Source organism: Microbulbifer sp. S227A (assembly GCF_049800935.1).
The window spans coordinates 139,178-162,942 of sequence record NZ_JBNAFZ010000002.1 but is presented as its reverse complement, the minus strand read 5'-3'; the positions used below and the strand labels follow the sequence as shown (position 1 = coordinate 162,942).

General features: G+C 62.0%; 23 protein-coding genes and 1 tRNA gene. 14 read left to right on the top strand and 10 right to left on the bottom strand.

Annotated elements, in window-relative coordinates; genetic code table 11:
* Positions 1–7: 7 nt before the first annotated feature.
* The 3 genes from pqqA to ACP15R_RS05580 form a co-directional block, all read right to left on the bottom strand.
* Positions 8–103, bottom strand: a complete 96-nt coding sequence (gene pqqA, locus ACP15R_RS05590; RefSeq protein ID WP_424985403.1) for a pyrroloquinoline quinone precursor peptide PqqA — start codon at positions 101–103, stop codon at positions 8–10.
* Positions 104–203: 100 nt separating this feature from the next.
* On the bottom strand, positions 204–902 hold the full coding sequence (locus ACP15R_RS05585; protein WP_424985402.1) for a response regulator transcription factor: 699 nt from the start codon (positions 900–902) through the stop codon (positions 204–206).
* Between the two features lie 9 nt (positions 903–911).
* The gene (locus ACP15R_RS05580; protein ID WP_424985401.1) at positions 912–2,432 is read right to left on the bottom strand and encodes an ATP-binding protein; all 1,521 of its coding nucleotides are present in this window, start codon (positions 2,430–2,432) and stop codon (positions 912–914) included.
* Positions 2,433–2,660: 228 nt separating this feature from the next.
* Between ACP15R_RS05580 and ACP15R_RS05575 the strand changes: the two genes are divergently transcribed.
* From ACP15R_RS05575 to ACP15R_RS05560, 4 genes are all read left to right on the top strand, one after another.
* Positions 2,661–2,864 (top strand): hypothetical protein, encoded by a 204-nt coding sequence (locus tag ACP15R_RS05575; RefSeq protein ID WP_424985400.1) that lies wholly within the window; start codon positions 2,661–2,663, stop codon positions 2,862–2,864.
* A 122-nt stretch (positions 2,865–2,986) separates the two neighbouring features.
* Positions 2,987–3,166 (top strand): zinc-finger domain-containing protein, encoded by a 180-nt coding sequence (locus tag ACP15R_RS05570; RefSeq protein WP_424985399.1) that lies wholly within the window; start codon positions 2,987–2,989, stop codon positions 3,164–3,166.
* A gap of 67 nt (positions 3,167–3,233) precedes the next feature.
* Positions 3,234–6,038 carry a DNA polymerase I gene (gene polA / locus ACP15R_RS05565; protein WP_424985398.1) on the top strand — a complete coding sequence of 935 codons (2,805 nt, stop codon included), beginning with the start codon at positions 3,234–3,236 and terminating at the stop codon, positions 6,036–6,038.
* Between the two features lie 178 nt (positions 6,039–6,216).
* Positions 6,217–6,447 (top strand): glycine zipper 2TM domain-containing protein, encoded by a 231-nt coding sequence (locus tag ACP15R_RS05560; protein WP_424985397.1) that lies wholly within the window; start codon positions 6,217–6,219, stop codon positions 6,445–6,447.
* A 186-nt stretch (positions 6,448–6,633) separates the two neighbouring features.
* On the opposite strand, the gene ACP15R_RS05555 is transcribed toward ACP15R_RS05560, so the two are convergent.
* From ACP15R_RS05555 to ACP15R_RS05545, 3 genes are all read right to left on the bottom strand, one after another.
* Positions 6,634–6,711 (bottom strand) — tRNA-Arg (locus tag ACP15R_RS05555).
* A gap of 111 nt (positions 6,712–6,822) precedes the next feature.
* On the bottom strand, positions 6,823–7,308 hold the full coding sequence (locus tag ACP15R_RS05550; RefSeq protein ID WP_424985396.1) for a GNAT family N-acetyltransferase: 486 nt from the start codon (positions 7,306–7,308) through the stop codon (positions 6,823–6,825).
* The gene (locus ACP15R_RS05545; RefSeq protein WP_424985395.1) at positions 7,305–7,616 is read right to left on the bottom strand and encodes an ETC complex I subunit; all 312 of its coding nucleotides are present in this window, start codon (positions 7,614–7,616) and stop codon (positions 7,305–7,307) included. Before ACP15R_RS05545 ends, ACP15R_RS05550 begins: the two co-directional genes overlap by 4 nt.
* A 187-nt stretch (positions 7,617–7,803) precedes the next feature.
* Here ACP15R_RS05545 and uvrB point away from each other — a divergent pair, with 187 nt between their 5' ends.
* Positions 7,804–10,002, top strand: coding sequence for an excinuclease ABC subunit UvrB (gene uvrB, locus ACP15R_RS05540; protein ID WP_424985394.1), 2,199 nt, complete (start codon positions 7,804–7,806; stop codon positions 10,000–10,002).
* Positions 10,003–10,059: 57 nt separating this feature from the next.
* Positions 10,060–10,539 carry a hypothetical protein gene (locus ACP15R_RS05535; RefSeq protein WP_424985393.1) on the top strand — a complete coding sequence of 160 codons (480 nt, stop codon included), beginning with the start codon at positions 10,060–10,062 and terminating at the stop codon, positions 10,537–10,539.
* A gap of 162 nt (positions 10,540–10,701) precedes the next feature.
* Here the strand turns inward: ACP15R_RS05535 and ACP15R_RS05530 are convergent, their stop codons facing one another.
* From ACP15R_RS05530 to ACP15R_RS05515, 4 genes are all read right to left on the bottom strand, one after another.
* Positions 10,702–11,751: a ketopantoate reductase family protein gene (locus ACP15R_RS05530; protein ID WP_424985392.1), complete on the bottom strand. Its 1,050-nt coding sequence runs from the start codon at positions 11,749–11,751 to the stop codon at positions 10,702–10,704.
* Positions 11,752–11,963: 212 nt separating this feature from the next.
* Complete coding sequence (gene sucD, locus ACP15R_RS05525; RefSeq protein ID WP_424985391.1) at positions 11,964–12,863, bottom strand: succinate--CoA ligase subunit alpha; 900 nt, start codon at positions 12,861–12,863, stop codon at positions 11,964–11,966.
* A 4-nt stretch (positions 12,864–12,867) separates the two neighbouring features.
* A complete protein-coding gene (gene sucC / locus ACP15R_RS05520) occupies positions 12,868–14,061 on the bottom strand; it encodes an ADP-forming succinate--CoA ligase subunit beta (protein WP_424985390.1) in 1,194 nt (397 codons plus the stop codon).
* A gap of 27 nt (positions 14,062–14,088) precedes the next feature.
* Complete coding sequence (locus ACP15R_RS05515) at positions 14,089–14,631, bottom strand: hydrolase (protein ID WP_424985389.1); 543 nt, start codon at positions 14,629–14,631, stop codon at positions 14,089–14,091.
* A 120-nt stretch (positions 14,632–14,751) separates the two neighbouring features.
* Between ACP15R_RS05515 and ACP15R_RS05510 the strand changes: the two genes are divergently transcribed.
* The 8 genes from ACP15R_RS05510 (at position 14,752) to ACP15R_RS05475 (ending at position 23,733) form a co-directional block, all read left to right on the top strand.
* A complete protein-coding gene (locus tag ACP15R_RS05510) occupies positions 14,752–15,543 on the top strand; it encodes a GntR family transcriptional regulator (RefSeq protein ID WP_424985388.1) in 792 nt (263 codons plus the stop codon).
* Between the two features lie 28 nt (positions 15,544–15,571).
* On the top strand, positions 15,572–17,335 hold the full coding sequence (gene oxc / locus ACP15R_RS05505; RefSeq protein WP_424985387.1) for an oxalyl-CoA decarboxylase: 1,764 nt from the start codon (positions 15,572–15,574) through the stop codon (positions 17,333–17,335).
* Between the two features lie 21 nt (positions 17,336–17,356).
* The gene (gene frc / locus ACP15R_RS05500; RefSeq protein ID WP_424985386.1) at positions 17,357–18,631 is read left to right on the top strand and encodes a formyl-CoA transferase; all 1,275 of its coding nucleotides are present in this window, start codon (positions 17,357–17,359) and stop codon (positions 18,629–18,631) included.
* A complete protein-coding gene (locus ACP15R_RS05495; RefSeq protein ID WP_424985385.1) occupies positions 18,628–19,557 on the top strand; it encodes a methionyl-tRNA formyltransferase in 930 nt (309 codons plus the stop codon). The genes frc and ACP15R_RS05495 overlap by 4 nt, the downstream gene beginning before the upstream one ends.
* A 5-nt stretch (positions 19,558–19,562) precedes the next feature.
* Positions 19,563–21,239 (top strand): formate--tetrahydrofolate ligase, encoded by a 1,677-nt coding sequence (locus ACP15R_RS05490; protein WP_424985384.1) that lies wholly within the window; start codon positions 19,563–19,565, stop codon positions 21,237–21,239.
* Positions 21,240–21,252: 13 nt separating this feature from the next.
* A complete protein-coding gene (locus ACP15R_RS05485; RefSeq protein ID WP_424985383.1) occupies positions 21,253–22,107 on the top strand; it encodes a universal stress protein in 855 nt (284 codons plus the stop codon).
* Between the two features lie 117 nt (positions 22,108–22,224).
* Complete coding sequence (locus ACP15R_RS05480) at positions 22,225–23,187, top strand: Bug family tripartite tricarboxylate transporter substrate binding protein (protein WP_424985382.1); 963 nt, start codon at positions 22,225–22,227, stop codon at positions 23,185–23,187.
* Between the two features lie 42 nt (positions 23,188–23,229).
* Positions 23,230–23,733 (top strand): tripartite tricarboxylate transporter TctB family protein, encoded by a 504-nt coding sequence (locus tag ACP15R_RS05475; protein WP_424985381.1) that lies wholly within the window; start codon positions 23,230–23,232, stop codon positions 23,731–23,733.
* The last annotated feature ends 32 nt before the right edge of the window (positions 23,734–23,765 follow it).

Sequence of the window (23,765 nt, the reverse complement as noted above, 5' to 3'; positions counted from 1 at the left end):
GCGGGGTTCAGAACAGGACGCCGTCGTCGTCGCCGTCGGGTCCGTACATGTTGATTTCCATTCCGCATTCGATCTCGCGGAACTTGGGGGTGTTCCAGGACATGGGTTTGCCCTCCTGTCGGTTTCTGTTTCGCTGCTCATACCTTGCCCGTATCGGCCCTGATGTTCAAAGCCTAAGTTCTAAGAAAAAATAAACATGCCCGCTAATCATCGTGTTGCCCCGCGACGGGCGCAACACCGGCGAGCATGAAGCCACGGTTCCGGATGGTCTTGATCTCGAATCCAAAGGCCCGCATCGGGTCGAGTTTCTTGCGCAGATAGCCCACATAGACATCGACGACATTGCCCGAACTGGCCCCCTTTCCGGCCCAGAGGCAGTCAAAGATCCGGGCCCGCGACAGGGTTTCGTGCTGGTGTTCGGCAAACATCGAGAGCAGTTCGAATTCCCGCTGGGTCAGGGTCACCTTGTGCTGGTCAAGTCGGATACTCCAGTCGCCCGGATCGAGCTGGGCCGGGCGGGGGGCTGCCGGTGTCGCGCGGCGCTCCTGCACCTTGAGCCGGGCGACAAGCTCATCGAAGGAAAACGGTTTGACCACATAGTCATCTGCCCCGACCTCGAGCCCGCGGCTGCGGTCATCCACTTCGGACAGGGCGCTGAGCATCAGGATCGGGGTGCGGTGCCCGGCGGCACGCACCGCGCGCACCAGGTCAAAGCCGCTATCTTCGCCGATCATGACATCGACGATGGCGGCGCTGACCTTGGCATCATGAAAGCGTGCAAGTGCCGCATCGACCCGGTTTTCCGTTAGCGTCGCATAGCCATGCAGTTCCAGACCGCGCGACAAGGCGGAGAGAATCTCCGGGTCGTCATCGACAATCAGGATGCGTGCGGCGTCGGTCATGGGGCGAGGTTAGTCCGGCGCAAGCGGGATGCCCACAGTGACTTTGGTCCCCGTTTCGTCATCGGGCGGCGGGCTGGTCAGGGTGATTGCGCCGCCCTGTTCCTCGACAACCCATTTGGCAAAGGCCAGCCCGATACCAAAGCCTTCGGAAGCCGCGCCGCCGCGCCCCTGTGTGAAACGTTCAAAGATCGCCTGTTGCTCTTGCGCGGCGATGCCCGGCCCGTGGTCGGTGACATCGACGCGCCCCATGCCCGCTGCGCGGTCCAGGCCGAGTTCGATCCGTCCCCCGTCGCGGGCGTGGCGGATGGCGTTCTGGATCAGCCCGCCGATCACCTGCCGAACCCAGTTTGCATCGCCGATCACCGGGACCGGCGCGGGCGGGGGGCCGGTCAGGATCATGCCCGCGCTCTTGATTTCGGCGTCAAGGTTCTGCGCGGCTTCGCGGGCGATCACCGCCAGGTCGAACGGCGCCGAGGCCAGTTCAAGCTGGCCCGATTCGGACCGGGCTATGCGCAACAGGTCGTCAATGCGCCGGTTCAGCCGCAGCGCCCGGTTTTCGATCGTCGCAAAGGCGGTCCCGGCACCGGGTGCCGCCTTGCGGCCGATCTGGGCCTCCATCAGGATCACGGTCAGCGGCGTGCGCAATTCGTGGCTGATATCGGCAAAGAACCTGCGGCGGTTTTCGTCGGTGCGCGCCAGGGCGTCATTCGCCGCGCGCAATTCCTCGGTGCGTTCCGCGATGGTGTCGTTCAGCCGCGCCCAATCGTCCTGAACCTCGGCCCTGCTCGTCGCGAGCGCCCCGGCCATGCGGTTGGTTTCGGTGAACAATTGCCCGATTTCGTCCTGTCGGTCCTCGGGCAGCGCAATGTCGAATGCGCCCCGGCCGATCTGCCGCGCGGCGGTTTGCAACTGGTCAAGGCGTCGGAATTGCGGGCGCACAAGGCCGAGATAGAACAGCGCCAGCAGCAGGAGGGTTGCCACCGACACGCCCATGGCCACATAGGTCAGACGCTGGCGCAACACGGTGATGCCGTGCAGCACCTCGTTGCGCACCCGCAATTCGCCGGTGATGACTCCGTTCAGCAGCGGATCGAAACCGATGGCAAAGGTGTCGATGTGACCTTGCAGGCGTTCGTGTCCGGTGACATCCGACAACAACGCGTCGCGGGTCGAGGCAAACAGCGCCTCCATCCGGGCGATGCCAAGGCTCTGGGTGGCGCGGCGCGATTGCTCATCCAGCCCCAGCCGGTCTGCATCGGCCACCGCCTGTGCGTGATCCGCGCGCAGCCGTTCGAAAGTGGTGCCGATGCTCTCGGTCAGGCTGGCAAGCCGGCCGCGCCGGTCGGCGGGCGAAATCCCGGATTGCAGCGCCTCGGAGGCCACCACCAGAAAGCTTGAGACCTGCGTCGACAGGACCGAGTAGCGATCGATGCGATGCCCGGCGGCAAGCGCGGCATCAAGCCGGTCGGCGACACGCTCCATCCCGGCCACGGTAATAGCCGCCGCAATCAGCGCCACGAGGCCCAGCATGCCGGCACCGATCCCCAGGCGGATCTTGAGTGAGGGGGCGAAGAGGCGATTGCGGATCGGTTTCTGCTCCTGATGGCGGCGGTCCGGAGGCCGGGTTGTCGCGGCGACCTTAGCCTATTGGCTCGATAACAAGCCAGCCGTCAGGCTGGTATCATTGTGATTCAGGAAACCAGCCGGAACTGTGCTATGATGGATCCGTACTATTGTATCGGTTGACGAGGTGTTTTCATGATTGAACTGATTTTCATTGTCTGTCTTGCGGCGGCCCCGGGGGATTGCGAGCAGCGCAGCCTGTTGTACACGGACATGTCCCCGAGGGCCTGCGTGCGGCGCGCGCCACCTGAACTGGCCAATTGGATCACCACCCATCCGCGATGGAAAGTTGCGCGCTGGACCTGTCAGGCGGTGCGTCCGGGCGAACACGACATCTGAGCCGGGCGACGGGCGTTTCACGTCGCTGACGGGGTTGCGCGCTCTTGCCCCCGCAAGGCGCTTGGCTCATAAACGGGCCAAGCACTGGCTCGAGTTCAAAGACCCGGAAGGACCACCCCGAGATGACCATCCAAGCGCCGGAAACCAAGATCGTGGACAGCTATCGCGTCGCCTGTGACGGTGGCGAGGGCGCGTTGGGGCATCCGCGTGTCTGGCTGTCGATCCCGCAGGACAGGGGTTGGGTCGAATGCCCGTATTGCGATTGCAAATACGTGCACAAGGATCACGCCGACGCGGCCTGAGCAGGCACGGGCGGGGTCGGAACGCGCCCCGTGACACTACGGAAACACGGCAACCGGGGGATGCGGTTTGGGTGAAACGACTTTCGGCAAGGGCTGCCATCTGCATCTGATCGATGGATCGGCCTTCATTTTCCGCGCCTACCACGCCTTGCCGCCGCTGACGCGCAAATCCGATGGCCTGCCGATCGGCGCGGTCGCCGGATTTTGCAACATGCTGCACCGCTATGTCGAGGGCAATACCGGCCCCGATGCGCCGACCCATGTGGCGGTGATTTTCGACAAGGGCAGCCATACCTTTCGCAACGATCTTTATGATCTTTACAAGGCCAATCGCGAGGCGATGCCCGAAGACCTGCGCCCGCAGATGCCGCTGACCCGCCGTGCCACCGAGGCGTTCAACATCGCCTGCAAGGAGTTGGAAGGGTACGAGGCCGACGACATCATAGCCACGCTCGCCTGTCAGGCGCGCGAAGCGGGGGGGCGGGTGACGATCATCAGTTCGGACAAGGACCTGATGCAGCTGGTCGGTGACGGGGTCGAGATGCTCGACGCGATGAAGAACCGGCGCATCGACCGCGATGGCGTGTTCGAGAAATTCGGTGTCGGCCCCGAACGGGTGGTCGATGTTCAGGCGTTGGCCGGCGACAGCGTCGACAACGTGCCCGGTGCGCCGGGGATCGGCATCAAGACCGCCGCGTTGCTGATCAACGAATATGGCGATCTGGAAAGCCTGCTGGACCGGGCGGGGGAGATCAAACAACCCAAGCGCCGCCAGACCCTGATCGAGAAACGCGACCAGATCGAGCTGAGCAAGAAACTGGTGCAGCTGGATTGCGAAACGCCGCTTGAATTCGGCCTGGACGATCTCGAAGTGCGCGATGCGGATCCGGAAACGCTGATGCCGTTCCTGGCCGAGATGGAGTTCCGCACCCTGTCGCGCCGTGTCGCCGACCAGCTCGGGGTCGAGGCCCCGGTCATCACCGAGGCGACCGCCGCGGAACCGGCGGCGGATGCGCCCGAGGCCCCGGATTTTGATCAGGCCGAGTATAGCTGTGTCAGCGATGCCGAAACCTTGCAGGTCTGGATCGACCGGATCCGCGAGCGGGGCTGGGTCGCGGTGGATACCGAGACCACGGGGTTGAACGAGATGATCGCCGAGCTGGTGGGCATTTCGCTCTGTGTCGAGCCGGGGCAGGCCTGTTACATCCCGCTGATCCACAAGGCCGGGGCCGCCGAGGACCTGTTCGGCTCTGACGATCTGGCCGAGGGGCAGATGCCGATGCAGGTGGTGCTCGACCTGCTCAGGCCGGTGCTCGAGGACCCGGCGATCCTCAAGATCGGGCAGAACATGAAATACGACGCCAAGATTCTTGCGCGTCACGGCATCACGGTTGCACCGATCGACGATACGATGCTGATGTCCTATGCCATGCATGGCGGCGAGCACGGGCACGGGATGGACACGCTCAGCGAGCGTTACCTGGGCCATACACCGATCCCGATCAAACCCCTGCTGGGCAGCGGTAAATCGGCGATCACCTTTGACCGTGTGCCGCTGGACAAGGCCGTCGACTATGCCGCCGAAGACGCGGATATCACGCTGCGCCTGTGGCAAAGCTTCAAACCGCAACTGCATCGCAGCAGGGTCACCACCGTTTATGAAACGCTGGAACGGCCGCTGGTGCCGGTTCTGGCTCAGATGGAGATGCACGGCATCAAGGTCGACCGGGACACGCTCAGCCGGATGTCCAATGCCTTTGCCCAGAAGATGGCGGGGCTTGAGGCCGAGATTCACGAATTGGCCGGTGAAAACTTCAATGTCGGCTCGCCCGCGCAGCTGGGTGAAATCCTGTTCGACAAGATGGGGCTTGAGGGCGGCAAACGCGGCAAGACCGGTAAATATTCCACCGGTGCGGATATTCTCGAAGACCTCGCGACCGAACATGAACTGCCGCGCCGGGTGCTGGACTGGCGGCAATTGTCCAAGCTGAAATCGACCTACACCGATGCCTTGCAGACCCATATCAACCCCGATACGGGGCGGGTGCACACGTCTTATGCGATCACCGGGGCAAATACCGGGCGTCTGGCCTCGACCGACCCGAACCTGCAGAACATTCCGGTCCGAACCGAGGAAGGGCGCCGCATCCGCGAGGCCTTTGTCGCCGAACCGGGCAATGTTCTGGTCAGCCTCGACTATTCACAGATCGAATTGCGTATCCTGGCCCATATCGCCGACATTCCCGCGCTCAAGTCGGCCTTTGCCGAGGGGTTGGATATTCATGCCATGACTGCGAGCGAGATGTTCGACGTTCCGCTTGAGGAAATGACGCCGGAAATCCGCCGCCAGGCCAAGGCGATCAATTTTGGCGTCATCTATGGCATTTCGGGATTCGGGCTGGCGCGCAACCTGCGCATTCCGCGTGGCGAGGCACAGGGGTTCATCGACCGCTATTTCGAACGTTTCCCCGGTATCCGTACCTATATGGACGACACCAAGGCATTCGCCAAGGAGCACGGCTATGTCCAGACACTGTTCGGACGCCGGATCCACACGCCCGAGATCAATGCCAAGGGACCGCGCGCCAGCTTTGCATATCGCGCCGCGATCAATGCGCCGATCCAGGGCACGGCCGCCGACGTGATCCGCCGCGCCATGGTGCGAATGCCCGCGGCCATCGCGGATCAACCTGCGAAAATGCTGTTGCAGGTACATGACGAATTGCTGTTCGAAGTCTCAGAGGACGCGGTGGATACGGTGATCGGGCGCGCCCGCGAGGTGATGGAAAACGCCGCCGATCCGGCGGTGCATCTGGACGTGAAACTTACCGTCGATGCGGGGCAGGGGGCGAACTGGGCCGAGGCGCACTGAGCGGCAAAGCCGCCTGACAGGCGTGCGGTTGGGCATGCAATCGCCCCGCCCGACCCGGCGGGAAGACGCCGATCACCCGGCTGGCATGGGACCGGCGCGCCTTTACTGAGAATCTGCAACCGGCTATGTTTCGCGCCACCGGTAGGCACGAAACAATAGATAATAAACGGTGAAGCAGATGAAAAAAGGCAGCATATTGGCAATCCTCGCGACCATGGGTCTGTTGCAGGCATGCGCGACGACCCCGGCCCAGCAACACCAGGTCGGATGCGCGGGCGCGACCGTCGCGGGCGCGGTTCTGGGCGGAGTGGTCGGCAACCAGTTCGGCGGTGGCAGCGGCAAGGACATCCTGACCGCGGGCGGCGCAGTAGCCGGTGGCATCGCGGCCAACAACGCGGCAGGCTGCTGATCGCCGGTCGCATGCTTCAATGCATGTGACCCGGCCCTGATCATGTCAGAAGTCCCGCCCCCGGTGGGCCTTCTGACTTGCGCGCGCGGCCGCATGGTCGCCTTTGGCGCGAGACGCCCGCATTTCGGGGCGGTCGTCCGCTCGCAGACGCCACAAGCGGCGTTCTTCATGGCAACACGCATGACTTGGCGAGCCGTGGAGGACTCGAACCCCCGACCTGAGAATTAGAAGTTCCCTGCTCTAATCCAGCTGAGCTAACGGCCCGCTCTTGTGACGGCTGTATCAGCCAAATTCATCGCCTTGTCAAACCGCCAACCGCCCGGATTTTCCGCTGATCGAGGGCCTCCCGCCGCTGTGTTTCCGCTTGGCGGGCCGTCAGCGGGCTGGCGTAACGAGGGACAGGCGCAGGAAAACGCTGTAGGGATCGGCGGCATAGCCGGGGATCGGGCCGCAGGGGGTAAAACCAAGCGAGTGATAGAGCGCGCGCGCCGCGTCGAAATCGGGGAGCAGGTCCGAGCCGGTCTCAAGCGCCAGCGCCGTGTGGCCAGCCCGGGTGGCCTGGGATTGCAGGAATTGCATGATCTGGCGGGCCAGTCCCCGGCGTCTTGCCGCCCGTGTAACGTGAACCGATTTGACTTCGGCCAGCCCGTCACCGAGATCCTTGAGCGCGCCACAGCCCAGCGGTACGTCATTCTCGAACAACGCCCAGAACCGGATGCCGGGCGCGCGCAGGGCCTCAACCGGCAGGGCGTGAATGCTGTCTGGCGGGGTGGTTTCCTGGCTATGTGCCAGATGGGCGTCGATCATCGCACGGATCGCCGGAGAACCGGGGTCTGCCGGGCGAATCTCGATGCGTTTCAATGGGTCCAGACCGTGCGCCGGGTCGCGGCGAAATTGTCGGCATAGCCGCCGGGGCGGATGTTCTGCTTGCGCGGTTTGGGTGCGATCACCTCGGCATCGATGCCATGTGCCTTGGCATAGTCCAGCGCGGCTTCCTTGCTGGAAAAGCGCAGCCTCACCTGGCTCTGGGTATCGTCCGAGGATGTCCAGCCCATCAGCGGATCGACATCACGCGACGTGGCGGGGGCAAAATCGAGCACCCAGCTCCGGGTCTTGGCCAGGCCCGAGGTCATCGCGTTTCTTGCCGGCTTGTAGATGCGTGCACGCATTGGTCGCTCCTGTGGTCGTCGCCATGTTTATCAGCCATTCCGGGATGTGGGGCAAGCGCCGTTTCGTCGCGCGTTGGCCGTATCATGATGACACTTTCTGGCATCAGCGGGGGCAATGCCCGGATTCCGGGGTTGAACCCGCAGGGAAAGAGAACAAATCTGTGGAACCTGCCGCCCGGAGTTCCCCATGCCCCATGTTCATACCGATCGTTCGATGCCGATGATGACCGCGCCCGACGCCGCCCCCCGCGAAAAGCTCGAGGGCGGCAAGCGCCTGGTGATGGCGACCGCGTTCGAACCGGCCGGCGACCAGCCCACCGCGATTGAAGAGCTGGCGCAGGCGGTGCGTGAGGGCGAGCGCAACCAGGTGCTGTTGGGGGCGACTGGGACGGGCAAGACGTTCACCATGGCCAAGGTCATCGAAGAGACCCAGCGGCCAGCCATTATCCTCGCCCCGAACAAGACGCTGGCGGCGCAGCTATATGGCGAGTTCAAAGGCTTCTTTCCGGACAACGCGGTCGAGTATTTCGTCAGCTTTTATGACTATTACCAGCCCGAAGCCTATGTGCCGCGCAGCGATACCTATATCGAGAAGGAAAGCCAGATCAACGAACAGATCGACCGGATGCGCCATTCGGCGACCCGGGCGCTGCTCGAGCGGGATGACGTGATCATCGTGGCCTCGGTGTCCTGCATCTATGGCATCGGGTCGGTCGAAACCTATGGCGCGATGACACAGGATTTGAAGGTCGGGCAGGAATACGACCAGCGCAAGGTCATGGCCGGGCTGGTGGAGCAACAATACCGACGCAACGACCAGGCGTTTCAGCGCGGCAGCTTTCGGGTGCGCGGTGACAGTCTCGAGATTTTCCCGGCGCATCTCGAAGACCGGGCCTGGCGGCTGTCATTCTTTGGCGAAGAGCTGGAGAGCATCACCGAGTTTGACCCGCTGACCGGGGAGCGCACCGACACGTTCGAACAGATCCGGGTTTACGCCAACAGCCACTATGTCACCCCGAAACCGACGCTGAACCAGGCGGTGATCAACATCAAGAAGGAACTGCGCGAGCGCCTCGATCACCTGGTTGCCGAGGGCAAGCTGCTCGAGGCGCAACGGCTGGAACAACGGACCAATTTCGATATCGAGATGATCGAGGCGCAGGGATTCTGTAACGGGATCGAGAACTATTCGCGCTATCTGACCGGGCGCGCACCGGGCGAGCCGCCCCCGACTTTGTTCGAATTCATCCCCGACAATGCCATTGTCTTTGCCGATGAAAGCCATGTCTCGGTGCCGCAGATCGGCGGCATGTACAAGGGCGACCACCGGCGCAAGTTCACGCTGGCCGAACATGGGTTCCGGCTGCCCTCCTGCATGGACAACCGCCCGCTGAAGTTCGAGGAATGGGACGCCATGCGCCCGCAATCGGTGTTCGTGTCGGCGACCCCGGCGGCGTGGGAGGTCGAGCAATCCGGCGGCGTCTTCACCGAACAGGTGATCCGGCCCACCGGCCTGCTGGACCCGGTGGTCGAAATCCGCCCGGTCGAGACCCAGGTGGACGACCTGCTTGACGAGGTGCGCAAGGTGGCGGCCAGCGGGTTCCGCACGCTGGTCACGACGCTGACCAAGCGCATGGCCGAGGATCTGACCGAATACATGCACGAACAGGGCATCAAGGTGCGCTACATGCATTCCGACATCGACACGCTGGAACGCATCGAGATCCTGCGCGACCTGCGACTCGGGGCGTTTGACGTGTTGATCGGGATCAACCTCTTGCGCGAGGGGCTGGACATCCCGGAATGCGGGCTGGTGGCGATTCTGGATGCGGACAAGGAAGGGTTCCTGCGCAGCGAAACCTCGTTGATCCAGACCATCGGACGCGCGGCGCGGAATGCCGACGGGCGGGTCATCATGTATGCCGACCGGATCACCGGCAGCATGGAACGCGCATTGGGCGAGACCGAGCGGCGGCGGGCCAAGCAGATCGCCTATAACGAGGAACACGGGATCACGCCGGAAACGGTGAAGAAGAATGTCGAGGACGTGCTGGCCGGGCTGTACCAGGGCGACACCGACATGTCGCGGGTCACGGCGACCATCGACAAGCCCTTGCATGGCGGCAACCTGGAGGCGGTGCTGGATGGCCTGCGCACCGACATGCGCAAGGCGGCAGAGAACCTCGAATTCGAAGAGGCGGCGCGGTTGCGGGATGAGGTTAAGCGTCTGGAAGCAGTAGACCTTGCCGTCGCCGACGATCCGCTGGCCCGCCAATACGCGGTCGAGAAGGCCAGCGAACAGGCGGTGAACTCCCGTGGCCGATCAACGGCTGGAAGACCGGGGCAACGGGGCGGGAATGTGAAAAGGCGGACAAATAGGTCTTGAAAACTGATAGCCAATACTCAAAAATCCTATTCGAGAACATTTGAGAGGATAATAATGATGTTTCGCTTTGCCATTGTCTTCTTCGCTTTGTCTGTTTCCTTTGCTCAGGCAGAAAACGCGCTTATCCTTGCACAGGATAACTCTCCATTAAGGATTGAGAGCTACACAAGCCGATATAAGAAACCAGATAGAGTTGGTGACGGAACCGTAATTCACCGAGTGGGTATTGCGAACACATCAAAGGATTATGTTTCTGCATTTGGGATTGGTTTCTACATATTTGATGCTTTCAAGAGGGACATGGGGCGACCCTTTGTTGGGTATTCTATGAGCGGCGTTGAGGTCGATGCGATTGATGAAGCTGCTTGGGAGCAAAGGCCCGGATCAGCGTTTCTATTTAAGGATTACGGGCAAGGTCTAGCCTATGTTGCAATTGTCAGGATGGAGGACGGAACTATTTGGAGAGCGGATGAGAGTGAGATATTGAAGCAGATCGAAGACTTTGAGTTTTCGTTGGAAGATAATGAAGCCGAATAATCTCTTTCTCGATAGTTAAGGTTTGACTATTTAGGAAATCTTTGGTCGCTTAATTGATTTGAGAAGTGTACCGTAGCTTTCACTGAATTGCGTATGAGGTGTCGATGCTTCGGTTTCTCTTACGCATTTGGTTTGTAGCTACCACATGCCAGCAGAGCGGTGCTACTTTCGCCGCTGGTTCTCGGCCAATTTCTTGTCGACCAGTTCCACCGTGGCGGCGAGATCGGCGTTGTCCGGGCCCAGTGACTGGGTGATCAGCAGGATCAACTTGTCGACGCGTTCGATGGCGGGGGCTCCGGCGGCGATGGCGCGGGCGGCGGAGGAGGGTTTCAGCAGGCCCTCGGCGGCGCGTGCGTATTTCTCGAACGGCACCATGTCTTCAGGCTCCGCACCCAGGCCCACCACCAGATCGTTCACCGCGCCATAGATCGCGCGGGACTTGTCGATGTCGCCATGCACCGCATCGCGAATGGCGATCGGGTCACCGGTCTGGATACAGCGGTAATTGCCGGTGGCCAGCATCGCCCATTTGGCGAAGGGCACAAAGAGCGAGTCAAAGGCGCGCAGTTTCACCGGCACGTCCTTGCCGTCGATCCGGTGGTCGAGAATGCCCTGTTCCAATTCCGCTAGCATGGCGTCGGCCTTGGCATCGTGAAAGCGGGTGACCTTGAAATTGGTCGGCAGACCCACATGCAGCACGTTGGCGTCTTCGTCCGGCGGGCGGAATGCCTGTGGATCGGGCGAACACAGGGTCATCAGCGCGGGATCGAACCGGTCCCAGATGTCCGGATCCTGATAGGCCCCGCCCAGGGGCGCACAATCCAGGCCGGGGATGCGCCGCATATAGGGCAGGGGCGGCATGTTCATGATCGACATGCAGGGCACGCGGGCCTCGGCCACCCGGGCCAGCAGGTCGCGCAGCGCGGGGTGCGAATATTGCGGCTCCTGCATCGCGAGGCAAACCAGGTCATACTCCTGCGGTTGCGCGCTCTCCGGGGTCCGTGCGTCGAGTTTTCCGTCAAGATCGCCCGACCGGATGTGGCGATGGGTGTCTTCATCGCGCAGCTTGATCCGCACCTCGGTGCCCGCATCGTTGATCAGCGCCGCCGTCTTGTCGCGGCAGACCAGGGTGACATCATGCCCCGCGGCGAGGAACTTGGTGCCCAGAAGCGAGCCATAGGAGGCGCCGAGAATGAGGATCTTGTAAGGCATGAGACAGTCAGCTCCGTAAGTTGCGCAATCCGGCGGGCCGGATCAGGACGGGGGCAGGCCGGTGGGCCAATCTTTCGGGTTCGATCTAGAAATCATTTGCTGCTCGTGCGCAACATTCTATCGCGCGGATCGAGTAGACTTTGGTCGCGGTCGTCGCTCTGACGCGCGCGTTGTGGCGGGCGGAAGGCGTGAAACCCTCCGCCCGCGCAGGGTCAGCCCAGAAGGTCGACCAGCGTTTCGCCCAGCTTGGCGGGCGAGGGCGAGACACGGATGCCGGCGGATTGCATGGCCTCGATCTTGTCCTCGGCTCCGCCCTTGCCGCCCGAGATCACCGCGCCGGCGTGGCCCATGGTGCGGCCCGGAGGGGCGGTGCGCCCGGCGATAAACCCGACGACCGGTTTCTTGCGGCCCTTCTTGGCCTCGTCGATCAGGAACTGGGCGGCGTCCTCTTCGGCGCTGCCGCCGATTTCACCGATCATGATGATCGACTGGGTCTCGTCATCGGCGAGGAACAGCTCGAGCACGTCGATGAATTCGGTGCCCTTGACCGGATCGCCGCCAATGCCGACGGCCGAGCTTTGGCCCAGCCCCGCGGCGGTGGTCTGGAACACCGCCTCGTAGGTCAGCGTGCCCGAGCGCGACAGAACCCCGACCGAGCCTTTTTTGAAGATCGATCCCGGCATGATGCCGATTTTGCATTCATCCGGGGTCATCAGGCCGGGGCAGTTGGGGCCGATCAGGCGGCTGCTGGAGCCGGCGAGCTTTTCCTTGACGCGCACCATGTCGAGCACCGGCACGCCTTCGGTGATGCAGGTGATCAGGTCGATCCCCGCGTCGATTGCCTCTTCGATGGCCGCCGCCGCACCCGCGGGGGGCACATAGATCACCGAGGCGGTCGCGCCGGTGGCGTCCTTGGCCTCGGCAACGCTGGCATAGATCGGCAGGCTCTCGCCATTCGATCCGGTCCAGTTGGTGCCGCCCTTTTTCGGGTGGGTGCCTGCAACCATCTGGGTGCCGTGATAGGCCAGCGCCTGTTCCGTGTGGAACGTGCCGGTCTTGCCGGTCAGGCCCTGAACGATGACCTTGGTGTTCTTGTCGATCAGAATGGACATGCTCTTACCCCTTCACGGCCTTGACGATTTTTTGCGCGGCGTCATCCAGATCGTCCGCGGCGATCACGTTGAGACCGCTGTCATTGATGATGGCCTTGCCTTCTTCGACCTTGGTGCCTTCCAGCCGCACGACCAGCGGCACCTTGAGGCCCACGTCCTTGACCGCCTGCACCACGCCATCGGCGATCACGTCACAGCGCATGATGCCGCCAAAGATGTTGACGAGAATGCCTTTGACGTTGGGGTCCGAGGTGATGATCTTGAACGCGGCCGTGACCTTTTCGGTGGTCGCGCCGCCGCCCACGTCCAGGAAGTTGGCCGGGGATGCGCCGTAGAGCTTGATGATATCCATCGTGGCCATCGCCAGCCCGGCGCCATTGACCATGCAGCCGATCTCGCCATCAAGCGCGATATAGGCCAGGTCGTATTTGGACGCCTCGATTTCCTTGTCGTCCTCTTCGGTCTCGTCGCGCAGTTCCATGATGTCGGGGTGGCGGAACAGGGCATTGCCGTCGAACGACACCTTGGCGTCGAGCACCTGGATATCCCCGGCCTTGGTCACGATCAGCGGGTTGATTTCCAGCAGGCTCATGTCCTTGCTGGTGAAGGCTTCGTAAAGCTGTGCAAACAGCGCCTTGCCCTGTGCGCGGGTGTCGCCGGTGAGTTCATAGGCGTCGGCGATCTTTTCCGCGTCGGCATCGGTGACACCCTGGGACGCGGTGATGCCGATGGTGTGGATCTTGTCGGGGGTTTCCTCGGCAACGGCTTCGATGTCCATGCCGCCCTCGGTCGAGGCGACAAAAGACGCCTTGCCGGTTTCGCGGTCAACAAGGATCGACAGGTAAAGCTCGCGGTCGATATCGGCACCGTCTTCGATATACAGGCGATTGACCTGCTTGCCGGCTGGGCCGGTCTGGTTGGTCACCAGCGTGTTGCCGAGCATTTCCTTGACGTTGCTCAGCGCCTCATCGGCGGAAAACGAGACTCGCACACCGCCCTTGGCATCCTCGGCCAGTTCCTTGAACTTGCCCTTGCCGCGTCCACCCGCGTGGATCTGGCTTTTGACAACCCAGACAGGGCCCGGAAGCGATGCGATGGCGGCTTCGGCCTGGTCCAGGCTGGTGATGGGAACGCCGTTGGCGATCGGGGCACCGAACCCTTTCAGCACCTGTTTGGCCTGGTATTCGTGGATGTTCATTCGTCTAGGACTCCCGGTGTGGAAATTTTACTTGATGAGAGGCAGAAGCTCTTTGAATGCAGGGGTACCTGCGCGGCCAAGCCATTCGAAGACCACCATTTCCGCGGTTACGATGCCAACGCCCGCCGCACCCAGGCGGTCGAGGCAGGCGCGCTCGCTCTCTAGCGTGCGGGACGCCGTCGCATCGGATACGACAAAGACATCAAAGCCTGCTTCGACAAGGCTTTCGGCAGTTTGTACCACGCAGATATGTGCCTCCATTCCGGCAATAACGGCCTGTTTGCGTCCGAGTGCGAGAAACGCGTCGGCGAACGCTGGCTCTTCCATACAGGAAAAATGCATCTTGGGCAGGACTAGTGCGCCTTCTGCGGCGTTTCGTACCTCTGGCACCGTCTTGCCAAGCCCCTGCGGGTATTGTTCGGTCAGCAATGCAGGCACCCCGGTGCGTCTTGCGGCGGTCAGCAGCAGCCGCGTATTTGCGATGGTGCGCGCAGGGGCCTGCATCGCCGGAACCAGGCGGTCCTGCATGTCGATCACGACAAGCGCCGAGTCCGTTGCCCTAATCAGCATTCCTTGCTCCAAATCGCAGAATCGATTTTCAGGTATGTGGTATACCACCAAGGGAAATGTCAAGATAATTTGCTGATTTGAAACGATATAAATTCTGTTGACCGATGAGGTGTCTCGTATATGGTATACCACATACACAACGCCAGCCGCCCGACGCTTGGGGTTTGGCTGGATGCCTTGGGAGGGGTGCCGCGCGTGTCGATTGGTGACAGCCTGAATCCGATTTCCGTGAATTTCACGCTGAAGGACCACACTTTCGAGGTCTTGAGGGAAGCTATTCTGGGCATGAATATCTATCACCCGGACGCGGATTTGCGATTGGATGAGCGGCAGTTGGCCGAGCGGCTTGCGGTGTCGCGTACTCCGATCCGCGAGGCTCTGGCGCGGCTGGCTCATGAGGGCCTGGTGCAGATTGTTCCGCGCCGGGGGGTGTTCGTTCTGCGCAAGTCACGGGATGAGATTTTGCAGATGGTGGTGACCTGGGCGGCGCTGGAGAGCATGGCCGCACGGTTGGCGACCGAAGTGGCGAGCGATGCCGATCTGAGGGCGCTGCGCCGTTTTGCGATGCGCCACAGCAGCGATGCGGCCCGCGCGGAGCTCGAAGAATATTCGGACGCCAATATCAAGTTTCACCAGACGATCCTCGAGTTGTCGGGCTGTGAGTTGCTCAAGACCACGGCGGACGGGCTGTTCACTCATATGAAGGCGGTGCGCCGCCGGGCGATGGGCGAGAGCGACCGCGCCCGCAAATCGGTGGCGGACCATATCGAGATTCTCGAGGCGCTCGAGGCGCGGGATGCCGACCTCGCGTCGCGCCGGGTGCGCGAACACACGATGAGATTGCACGATCATATCCACAAGACCTGGACCCGGCTGGAAAGCCTCGGGTCCGCACGAACGGAAGCTGGCTAGTGACACGGGAAGAATTCGGAGATCGAACATGACACAATCCGCACTCGCGCAGGATGACGCGGCAGATGCCGCGCCGCAGAGCTTGACCGACGGGTTCCACCTGTTGATCGACGCGCTCAGGCTGAATGATATCGACACCATCTATAACGTGCCGGGCATTCCGATCACCGATCTGGGCCGCTATGCGCAGGCGCAGGGCATGCGGGTGATCTCGTTTCGCCACGAGCAACACGCGGGCTATGCGGCGGCGGCGGCGGGGTTCCTGACCAGGAAGCCCGGGGTTTGCATGACGGTGTCTGCGCCCGGATTTCTGAACGGGCTGACGGCGCTGGCACATGCCACCACCAATTGCTGGCCGATGATCCTGATCTCGGGCTCGTCCGAGCGCGAAATCGTCGATTTGCAGCGCGGCGACTATGAGGAGATGGATCAGCTGGCCATCGCCCGCCCCCATGTCAAGGCCGCCTATCGCATCCTGCATGCCGAGGATATCGGGCTTGGGGTGGCGCGGGCGGTGCGCGCGGCGTTGTCGGGACGGCCCGGTGGCGTCTATCTGGATGTTCCGGGCGCACTTCTGGGGCAGGTGATGGATGCGGTCGAGGGCGAGAAATCGCTGATCAAGGTGGTCGATCCGAACCCCGCGAGCCTGCCGTCGCCCGAAGCGGTAACGCGCGCCGTGGATGTCCTGTCAAACGCCAAGAAGCCGCTGATCATCATCGGCAAGGGCGCCGCCTATGCGCAATGCGATGACAAGATCCGCGAACTGGTCGAGACTCTGGGCTTTCCCTATCTGCCCATGTCGATGGCCAAGGGGTTGCTGCCCGACACCCATCCGCAATGCGCCTCGGCGGCGCGGTCGCTGGTGCTCAAGCAGAGCGATTGCGTGTTCCTGATCGGCGCGCGGCTGAACTGGCTGCTCAGCCACGGGCAGGGGCCGGGCTGGGGTGAAAAGGGCGGCAAGAGCTTTGTACAGATCGACATCGAACCCACCGAGATGGATTCAAACCAGTCGATCTCGGCCCCGCTGATCGGTGATATCGAGAGCTGCGCCACGGCGCTCCTGGATGCCATCGGTACCACCTGGAAAAAGCCCGATGAAAGCTGGACCGGCGCGGTGCGTGACAAGGTTATCGGCAATGTCGAGAAAATGGCGCCCCGGTTGCAGAACAACAATTCGCCGATGGATTACCATTCGGCGCTTGGCGTCATCAAGCAGACGATCGCCGACAATCCCGATACGGTGCTGGTGAACGAAGGGGCCAATGCGCTCGACCTGACCCGTTCGATCGTGGATGTCATCAAGCCGCGCAAACGGCTGGATGTGGGCACCTGGGGGATCATGGGGATCGGCATGGGCAGCGCGGTGGCCGCCGCCGTCGAAACCGACAACCAGGTTCTGGCAGTTGAAGGCGACAGCGCCTTCGGTTTCTGCGGCATGGAGGTGGAAACCATCAGCCGCTACAACCTGCCGGTCTGCATCGTTGTCATGAACAACAACGGCATCTATCGCGGCGATGGCGAAAACTGGTCCGGTGGCAAAGACCCGGCGACCACGGTGTTTGTGCCGGATTCGCGCTATGACCAGATGATGACGGCCTTTGGCGGCGTCGGAGCGCATGTCACCAATGCCGACGAATTGCGCCAGGCCATCGGCGAAGCCTTTGCCAGCCGCAAGCCCACCCTGATCAACGCGGTGATCGATCCCGCCGCCGGGCGCGAGAGCGGCAATATCGGCAACCTCAATCCGCAGTCGGTGGTGGCGCAGGCGCGCTATCCGCAGGCCCGCACGTAATTCACGAACAGGAAGACAGCCATGAAAGCACTTGAAGGTATCAAGGTTCTCGATTTCACCCATGTCCAGTCGGGACCGACCTGTACACAGTTGCTCGCCTGGTTTGGCGCGGATGTGATCAAGGTCGAGCGCCCCGGCGTCGGCGACGCCACCCGCAAACAGCTGGTGGATGTGCCGGGCGCGGACAGTCTCTATTTCACCATGCTCAACCACAACAAGCGTTCGATCGAGTTGAACTCCAAGAACGAGACCGGCAAGGAAATCCTGACCCGCCTGATCCAGGAATGCGATGTTCTGGTCGAGAATTTTGCCCCCGGTGCGCTGGATCGAATGGGGTTCAGCTGGGAGAATATCCAAAAGATCAACCCGCGCATCATCATGGCTTCGATCAAGGGGTTCGGTCCGGGCAAGTACGAAGATTGCAAGGTCTATGAAAACGTCGCGCAATGTGCCGGCGGCTCGGCCTCGACCACCGGGTTCCGGGATGGCCCGCCGCTGGTGACAGGGGCGCAGATCGGTGATTCCGGCACCGGCCTGCATTTGTGCCTTGGCATTGTCACGGCGCTGTTCCATCGCGAAAAATCGGGGCGCGGGCAAAAAGTGTCGGCGGCGATGCAGGACGGGGTTTTGAACCTGTCGCGCGTAAAGCTGCGCGACCAGCAGCGCCTGGCGGCGGGTCCGTTGAACGAATACAGCCAATATGGCGAGGGTATACCCTTTGGCGATGCAACCCCGCGCGCGGGCAATGACTCGGGCGGCGGTCAGCCGGGCCGCATCCTGAAATGCAAGGGGTGGGAGGATGATCCCAACGCCTATACCTATTTCATCACCCAGGCGGCGGTTTGGGAAAAGATCTGTGACGTGATCGGCGAGCCGGACTGGAAAACCAAGGAGGGCTACAAGACGCCGCCAGAACGGCTGGACAAGCTGAACCAGATTTTCGAGCGGATCGAGGAATGGACGATGACCAAGACCAAGTTCGAGGTCATGGACATCTGCAACCCGTTGAACATCCCGGTGGGTCCGATCCTGTCGATGAAGGAAATTGCCGAGGATGAAGGCCTTTATGCGACCGGCACGCTGGTCAAGGTCGATCATCCTGAGCGCGGCGAATACATCAGCGTCGGCTGCCCGATCAAGCTGTCCGACAGCCCGGTCGAAGTCGAGCGTTCGCCGCTGCTGGGGGAGCATACCGAGGAGATCCTGTCCAGCGTGCTGGGTTATGCCGGCGAAGAACTCGAGCGGGTGATCGGGTCTGGCGCGGTGGGAGAAGTGACGCGGAAGGCCGCGGAATGACCAAACCCATGCGCATCATCGTGATGGGCCAGCAGGCATTCGGCAAGGATGCGCTGGCCAAGATCCTCGACAGCGGTGCCGACGAGGTCGTCGCCGTCTATTGCGAACCCGACCGCGACGGCAAGCCGGTTGATCCGATCAAGGAATACGCCCTGGAACGTGGCCTGCCGGTCAAGCAGCCTGCACATTTCAAGGATCAGGAAACGCTCGACGAGTTGGCCGCGTTCAACGCCGACCTGATGGTCATGGCCTATGTGAACGTCTTTGTGCCCGAGGCCGCGCGCGACCTTCCCACCCATGGCTCGATCTGTTTTCACCCGTCGCTGCTGCCGCTCTATCGCGGGCCGTCGGCGGTGAACTGGCCGATCATCATGGGCGACACCAAGTCCGGGTTCTCGTGGTTCTACCCGACCGATGGGCTGGACGAGGGGGATGTGTTGTTGCAATGGGTCTGTGACATCGCGCCGGACGACACGGTGATCGACCTCTATTTCAAGAAGATCTATCCGGCGGCGGTCGACTCGGTGCTCGAGGTTTGCGACCTGTTTCGCGCCGGCAATCCACCCCATAGCGAACAGAATGAAAGCGCCGCCACCTATGAGCGCCGCTGTACAAAAAAACACGCAAGGATCGATTGGAACAAGCCGGTCAAACAGGTCTATGACCTGATCCGGGGCACCAACCCGGCCCCCGGTGCATGGACCACGCATGGGGGGGAAGACCTCAGCGTTTATGACTGCGAGCGGGTGCCCGGCGACGGCATTTCCAGCCGGATCATGGAGATCAGCGACAACGGCGTCACGGTGCAATGCATCGGCGGGCGCATCCGGATGAAACGCGTCAAGCCAGCGGGCGGTGCCAAGCAGCCGGCCGCGGATTGGGCCGGCGACGTGGCCCTGAACACCGGCGACACCCTGGGAGGATAAGCAACATGGCCTACAAGACGGATATCGAGATTGCGCGCGAGGCGGTCAAGGCTCCGATCCAGGAGATCGGGGCAAAGCTGGGGATTTCAAGCGATGACCTTGTGCCCTATGGGCATGACAAGGCCAAGGTCGGGCAGGCGTTCATCGACTCGGTGCAGGATCGTCCCGATGGCAAGCTGATCCTGGTGACGGCGATCAACCCGACGCCGGCGGGCGAGGGCAAGACCACGACAACCGTGGGGCTGGGTGATGGTCTGAACCGGATTGGCAAGAGGGCGATGATCTGTATCCGCGAGGCGTCGCTGGGGCCGTGTTTCGGGATGAAGGGCGGGGCCGCCGGAGGGGGCATGGCGCAGGTTGTGCCGATGGAGGATATGAACCTGCATTTCACCGGCGATTTCCACGCCATCACCAGCGCGCATAACCTGCTGAGCGCGATGATCGACAACCACATCTATTGGGGTAACGAGTTGCGGATCGACCAGCGCCGGGTGGTCTGGCGGCGGGTCATGGACATGAACGACCGCGCCCTGCGCGACATCGTAACCAGCCTCGGCGGCGTCGCCAACGGCTTTCCGCGGCAGGCGGGGTTTGACATCACGGTGGCCTCAGAAGTGATGGCGATCCTGTGCCTGGCCTCTGATCTTGACGATCTGCAAAAGCGGCTCGGGGACATCATCGTGGCCTATCGCCGCGACCGCACGCCGGTCTATGCCCGCGACATCAAGGCGGACGGGGCGATGACCGTGCTGCTCAAGGACGCGATGCAGCCCAACCTGGTGCAGACGCTGGAGAACAACCCGGCCTTTGTGCATGGCGGCCCGTTTGCCAATATCGCGCATGGCTGCAACTCGGTGACGGCGACGACAACGGCGCTGAAACTCGCGGATTACGTGGTGACCGAGGCCGGTTTCGGGGCCGACCTGGGGGCCGAGAAATTCATGAACATCAAGTGCCGCAAGGCCGGGATCGCACCGTCGGTTGTGGTCTGTGTCGCCACGGTGCGGGCGATGAAGATGAATGGCGGCGTGGCCAAGGCGGACCTGGGCGCGGAGAATGTCGAGGCGGTGAAAAAGGGCTGTCCGAACCTGGGCCGTCACATCGAGAACCTGAAGTCGTTCGGCGTGCCGGTGGTGGTGGCGATCAACCATTTCGTCACCGACACCGATGCCGAGGTCGAGGCGGTCAAGGATTTCGTCAAGGAACATGGGTCCGAAGCGATCCTGTCGCGGCATTGGGAGCTGGGCTCGGAAGGTTCCGAAGAACTGGCGCGGCGGGTGGCCGAGATTGCCGACAAGGACAGCGCCAATTTCGCGCCCCTCTATGCCGACGAGATGTCGCTGGCCGACAAGATCCAGACTATCTGCAAGCGCATCTACCGCGCCGACGAGGCGTTGATGGACAAGAAGATCCGCGACCAGTTGAAACAATGGGAAGAGGCGGGATATGGCAACCTGCCGATCTGCATGGCCAAGACGCAGTATTCCTTTACCACCGATCCCAACCGCCGGGGGGCACCCACGGGCCATTCGGTGCCGGTGCGCGAAGTGCGCCTGTCGGCGGGGGCCGGGTTCGTGGTGGTCATCTGCGGTGAAATCATGACCATGCCAGGCCTTCCCCGTGTCCCGTCATCCGAAGCCATCATGCTCAATGACAAGGGCCAGATCGACGGATTGTTCTGAAGGGGGGAATGCCATGATACGCAAGATCCTGGTTCCGGTGCGCGGTGACGGCAAGGGCGACAATGTCCTTGCGCATGCGGCGGTGCTCGCGCATCGCAACAACAGCCACGTGGTGGTCACCCACTGCCGCGCCCGCCCCGAGGATCTCATGCCGTTCGGGGTTCCGATCCCTGCGGTGTTCCGCAAGCAGATGCTGAAGCAGGCCGAAGAGCTCGCGGATGTCGAGGAAGCGGGCATGCGCGAAGAGCTGCGGGCGCTGGTCAACAAGCTGGACCTCGCAACCGATGTCGATCCGCATTCCGACCGCGCAACGGCGGAATGGGTCGAGGAAACCGGCAAGCAGGTAGACGTGATCCGCCGGCATGGTCGGCTCGCCGATGTCATCGCGGTGCCACAGCCGGATGTCGACAGGAACCTTGGGGCCAATACACTCAAGGCCGCGCTGTTTCGTACCGGGCGGCCGGTCCTGATGGTGCCCAATGGCATCGAGCCGCCGCAGAAGCTGTGCGAACATGTCACCGTGGCGTGGAACGGCTCGATGGAGGCATCGCGCGCCGTCACCATGACCTTGCCGATCCTGAAAGAGGCGGGAAAGGTGACCATCCTGACCTCGGGCGGCGAACCAAACGCGGCCACGGCAGCGGATTTGCAGGACTACCTGCTGGCGCATCAGATCACGTCGGCCATTCACCGCTTTGAAGGCGCACGCCGGGTCGGGCCGGCGCTACTCGCCTCAAGCCGCGAGGTCGGGGCCGATACCCTGATCATGGGGGCCTATGGCGACAGCCACGAAAAGGAAACGGTTTTTGGCGGCAATACCCAGCATATCGTCGACCAGGCCAAGATGCCGGTGATCCTGGTGCACTGAGGAGAGCACCGGGCGCGGTTGAACAAGGAGGAGACCATAACAGATCCGCCGAACCGAACGGTGGGCCGTGCGGCGCGACACTTTCGCGTCACCCAAGGAGCATCCAGGGAGGAAAAGATGACCCTTACTAAGCGTATGTTTGTCAAACTGGCCGGTGCCACGGCGCTTGCCGGCATGCTTGCGGGCCCCGCCGCGGCGTGGGAACCGACCAAGCCGGTCGATTTCGTGATCATGGCGGGTGCCGGTGGCGGCGCGGACCAGATCGCGCGTTTCCTGCAATCCGTTTCCGAAAAGAAAGACCTCACCGGACGCCCCCTGGTGCCAAACAACAAGGGTGGCGGCTCGGGGGCCGAGGCCTTGATCGCCCTGAAAGGGGCGAGCGACCCGGATCACACGATCCTTGTCACGCTGAACTCGTTCTTTACCACGCCCTTGCGTCAGGAGAACCTGGGCATTGACGTACAGACCTTTAGCCCGGTGGCGATGATGGGCGTGGACCCGTTTGTTCTCTGGGTTCACAAGGACAGCGGCATCACCACGTTCGAGCAGTGGCTGGAAGAGGTGAAAAAAGGCGGCTACGTCATGGGGGGCACCGGCAAGGGCCAGGAAGACAGCCTCGTCATCACCTATCTCCAGCAGGCGTTTGATCTTGATATCAAGTACATCCCCTACAAGGGGGGCGGGGCCGTCGCCAAGGACCTGGCGGGCAAGCAGATCATGGCCACCGTAAACAACCCGGCGGAAACAAAGGGCTTTTACGCGTCTGGCGACGTGGTGCCGTTGTTGTCCTTCTCGGACGAACGCATGCCGGCCTTCCCCGATGTTCCGACGCTCAAGGAAAAAGGGCATGACTTCAGCTATTACAACCAGCGCGCAGTGGTTGGAGCGCCCGGCATGTCGGACGAAGCCGCGACCTATTATCAGGAGCTGTTCAAGACCATCTACGACACCGAGGAATGGCAGGAATACATGAATACAGAGAGCCTTTCCCCGCTCTGGATGAACCCGGACGAGCAAACGGCATACTGGGCCACCCAGGTCGAACGTCACAAGGAACTGCTGGCCTCGATGGGCGAGTAAACCCGGACCGCCTGCACAATCTCGGAGTCTAAGGAGGGCAACATGCGCCTTGCAGAAATCGTCACCGCGGGGGTTCTTGCCCTCCTTTCCATCTACCTGATGTGGAAAAGTACCGAGTTGAACGTGGGATATATCGCTGGCGAAGGCCCCGGCGGCGGGGCCTGGCCATTCTGGCTGTCGGGTATCATGCTGATTTGCACCGTCATGATCGCGATCAACTGGTATCGGCAAAGTTCGCCGCCGTCCCGCTCGAGCGAGCCGCTGCTGGACGGTTATGGCAAACGCACCCTTGTGCTGGTCGGCGGCGGGCTGTTGGGCTTTATCGCCCTTACAGGCATCATTTCGATGTATGGCGCGATGGCGGTGTTCCTGCTTTACTACCTGCGGTTCCTGGGACGGCACAGCTGGAAGCTGACGTTGATCCTGTGCACGGCAATTCCCATCGGGTTCTTCTTTTTCTTCGAGGCGCTCATGCGGATCACCCTGCCCAAGGGGATGAAGTTCACCGAACCGTTCTTCAACCTGCTCTATTCGATCATCTACTGACCCGGCCAGCTGACGCGCGCACGGTAACGGAG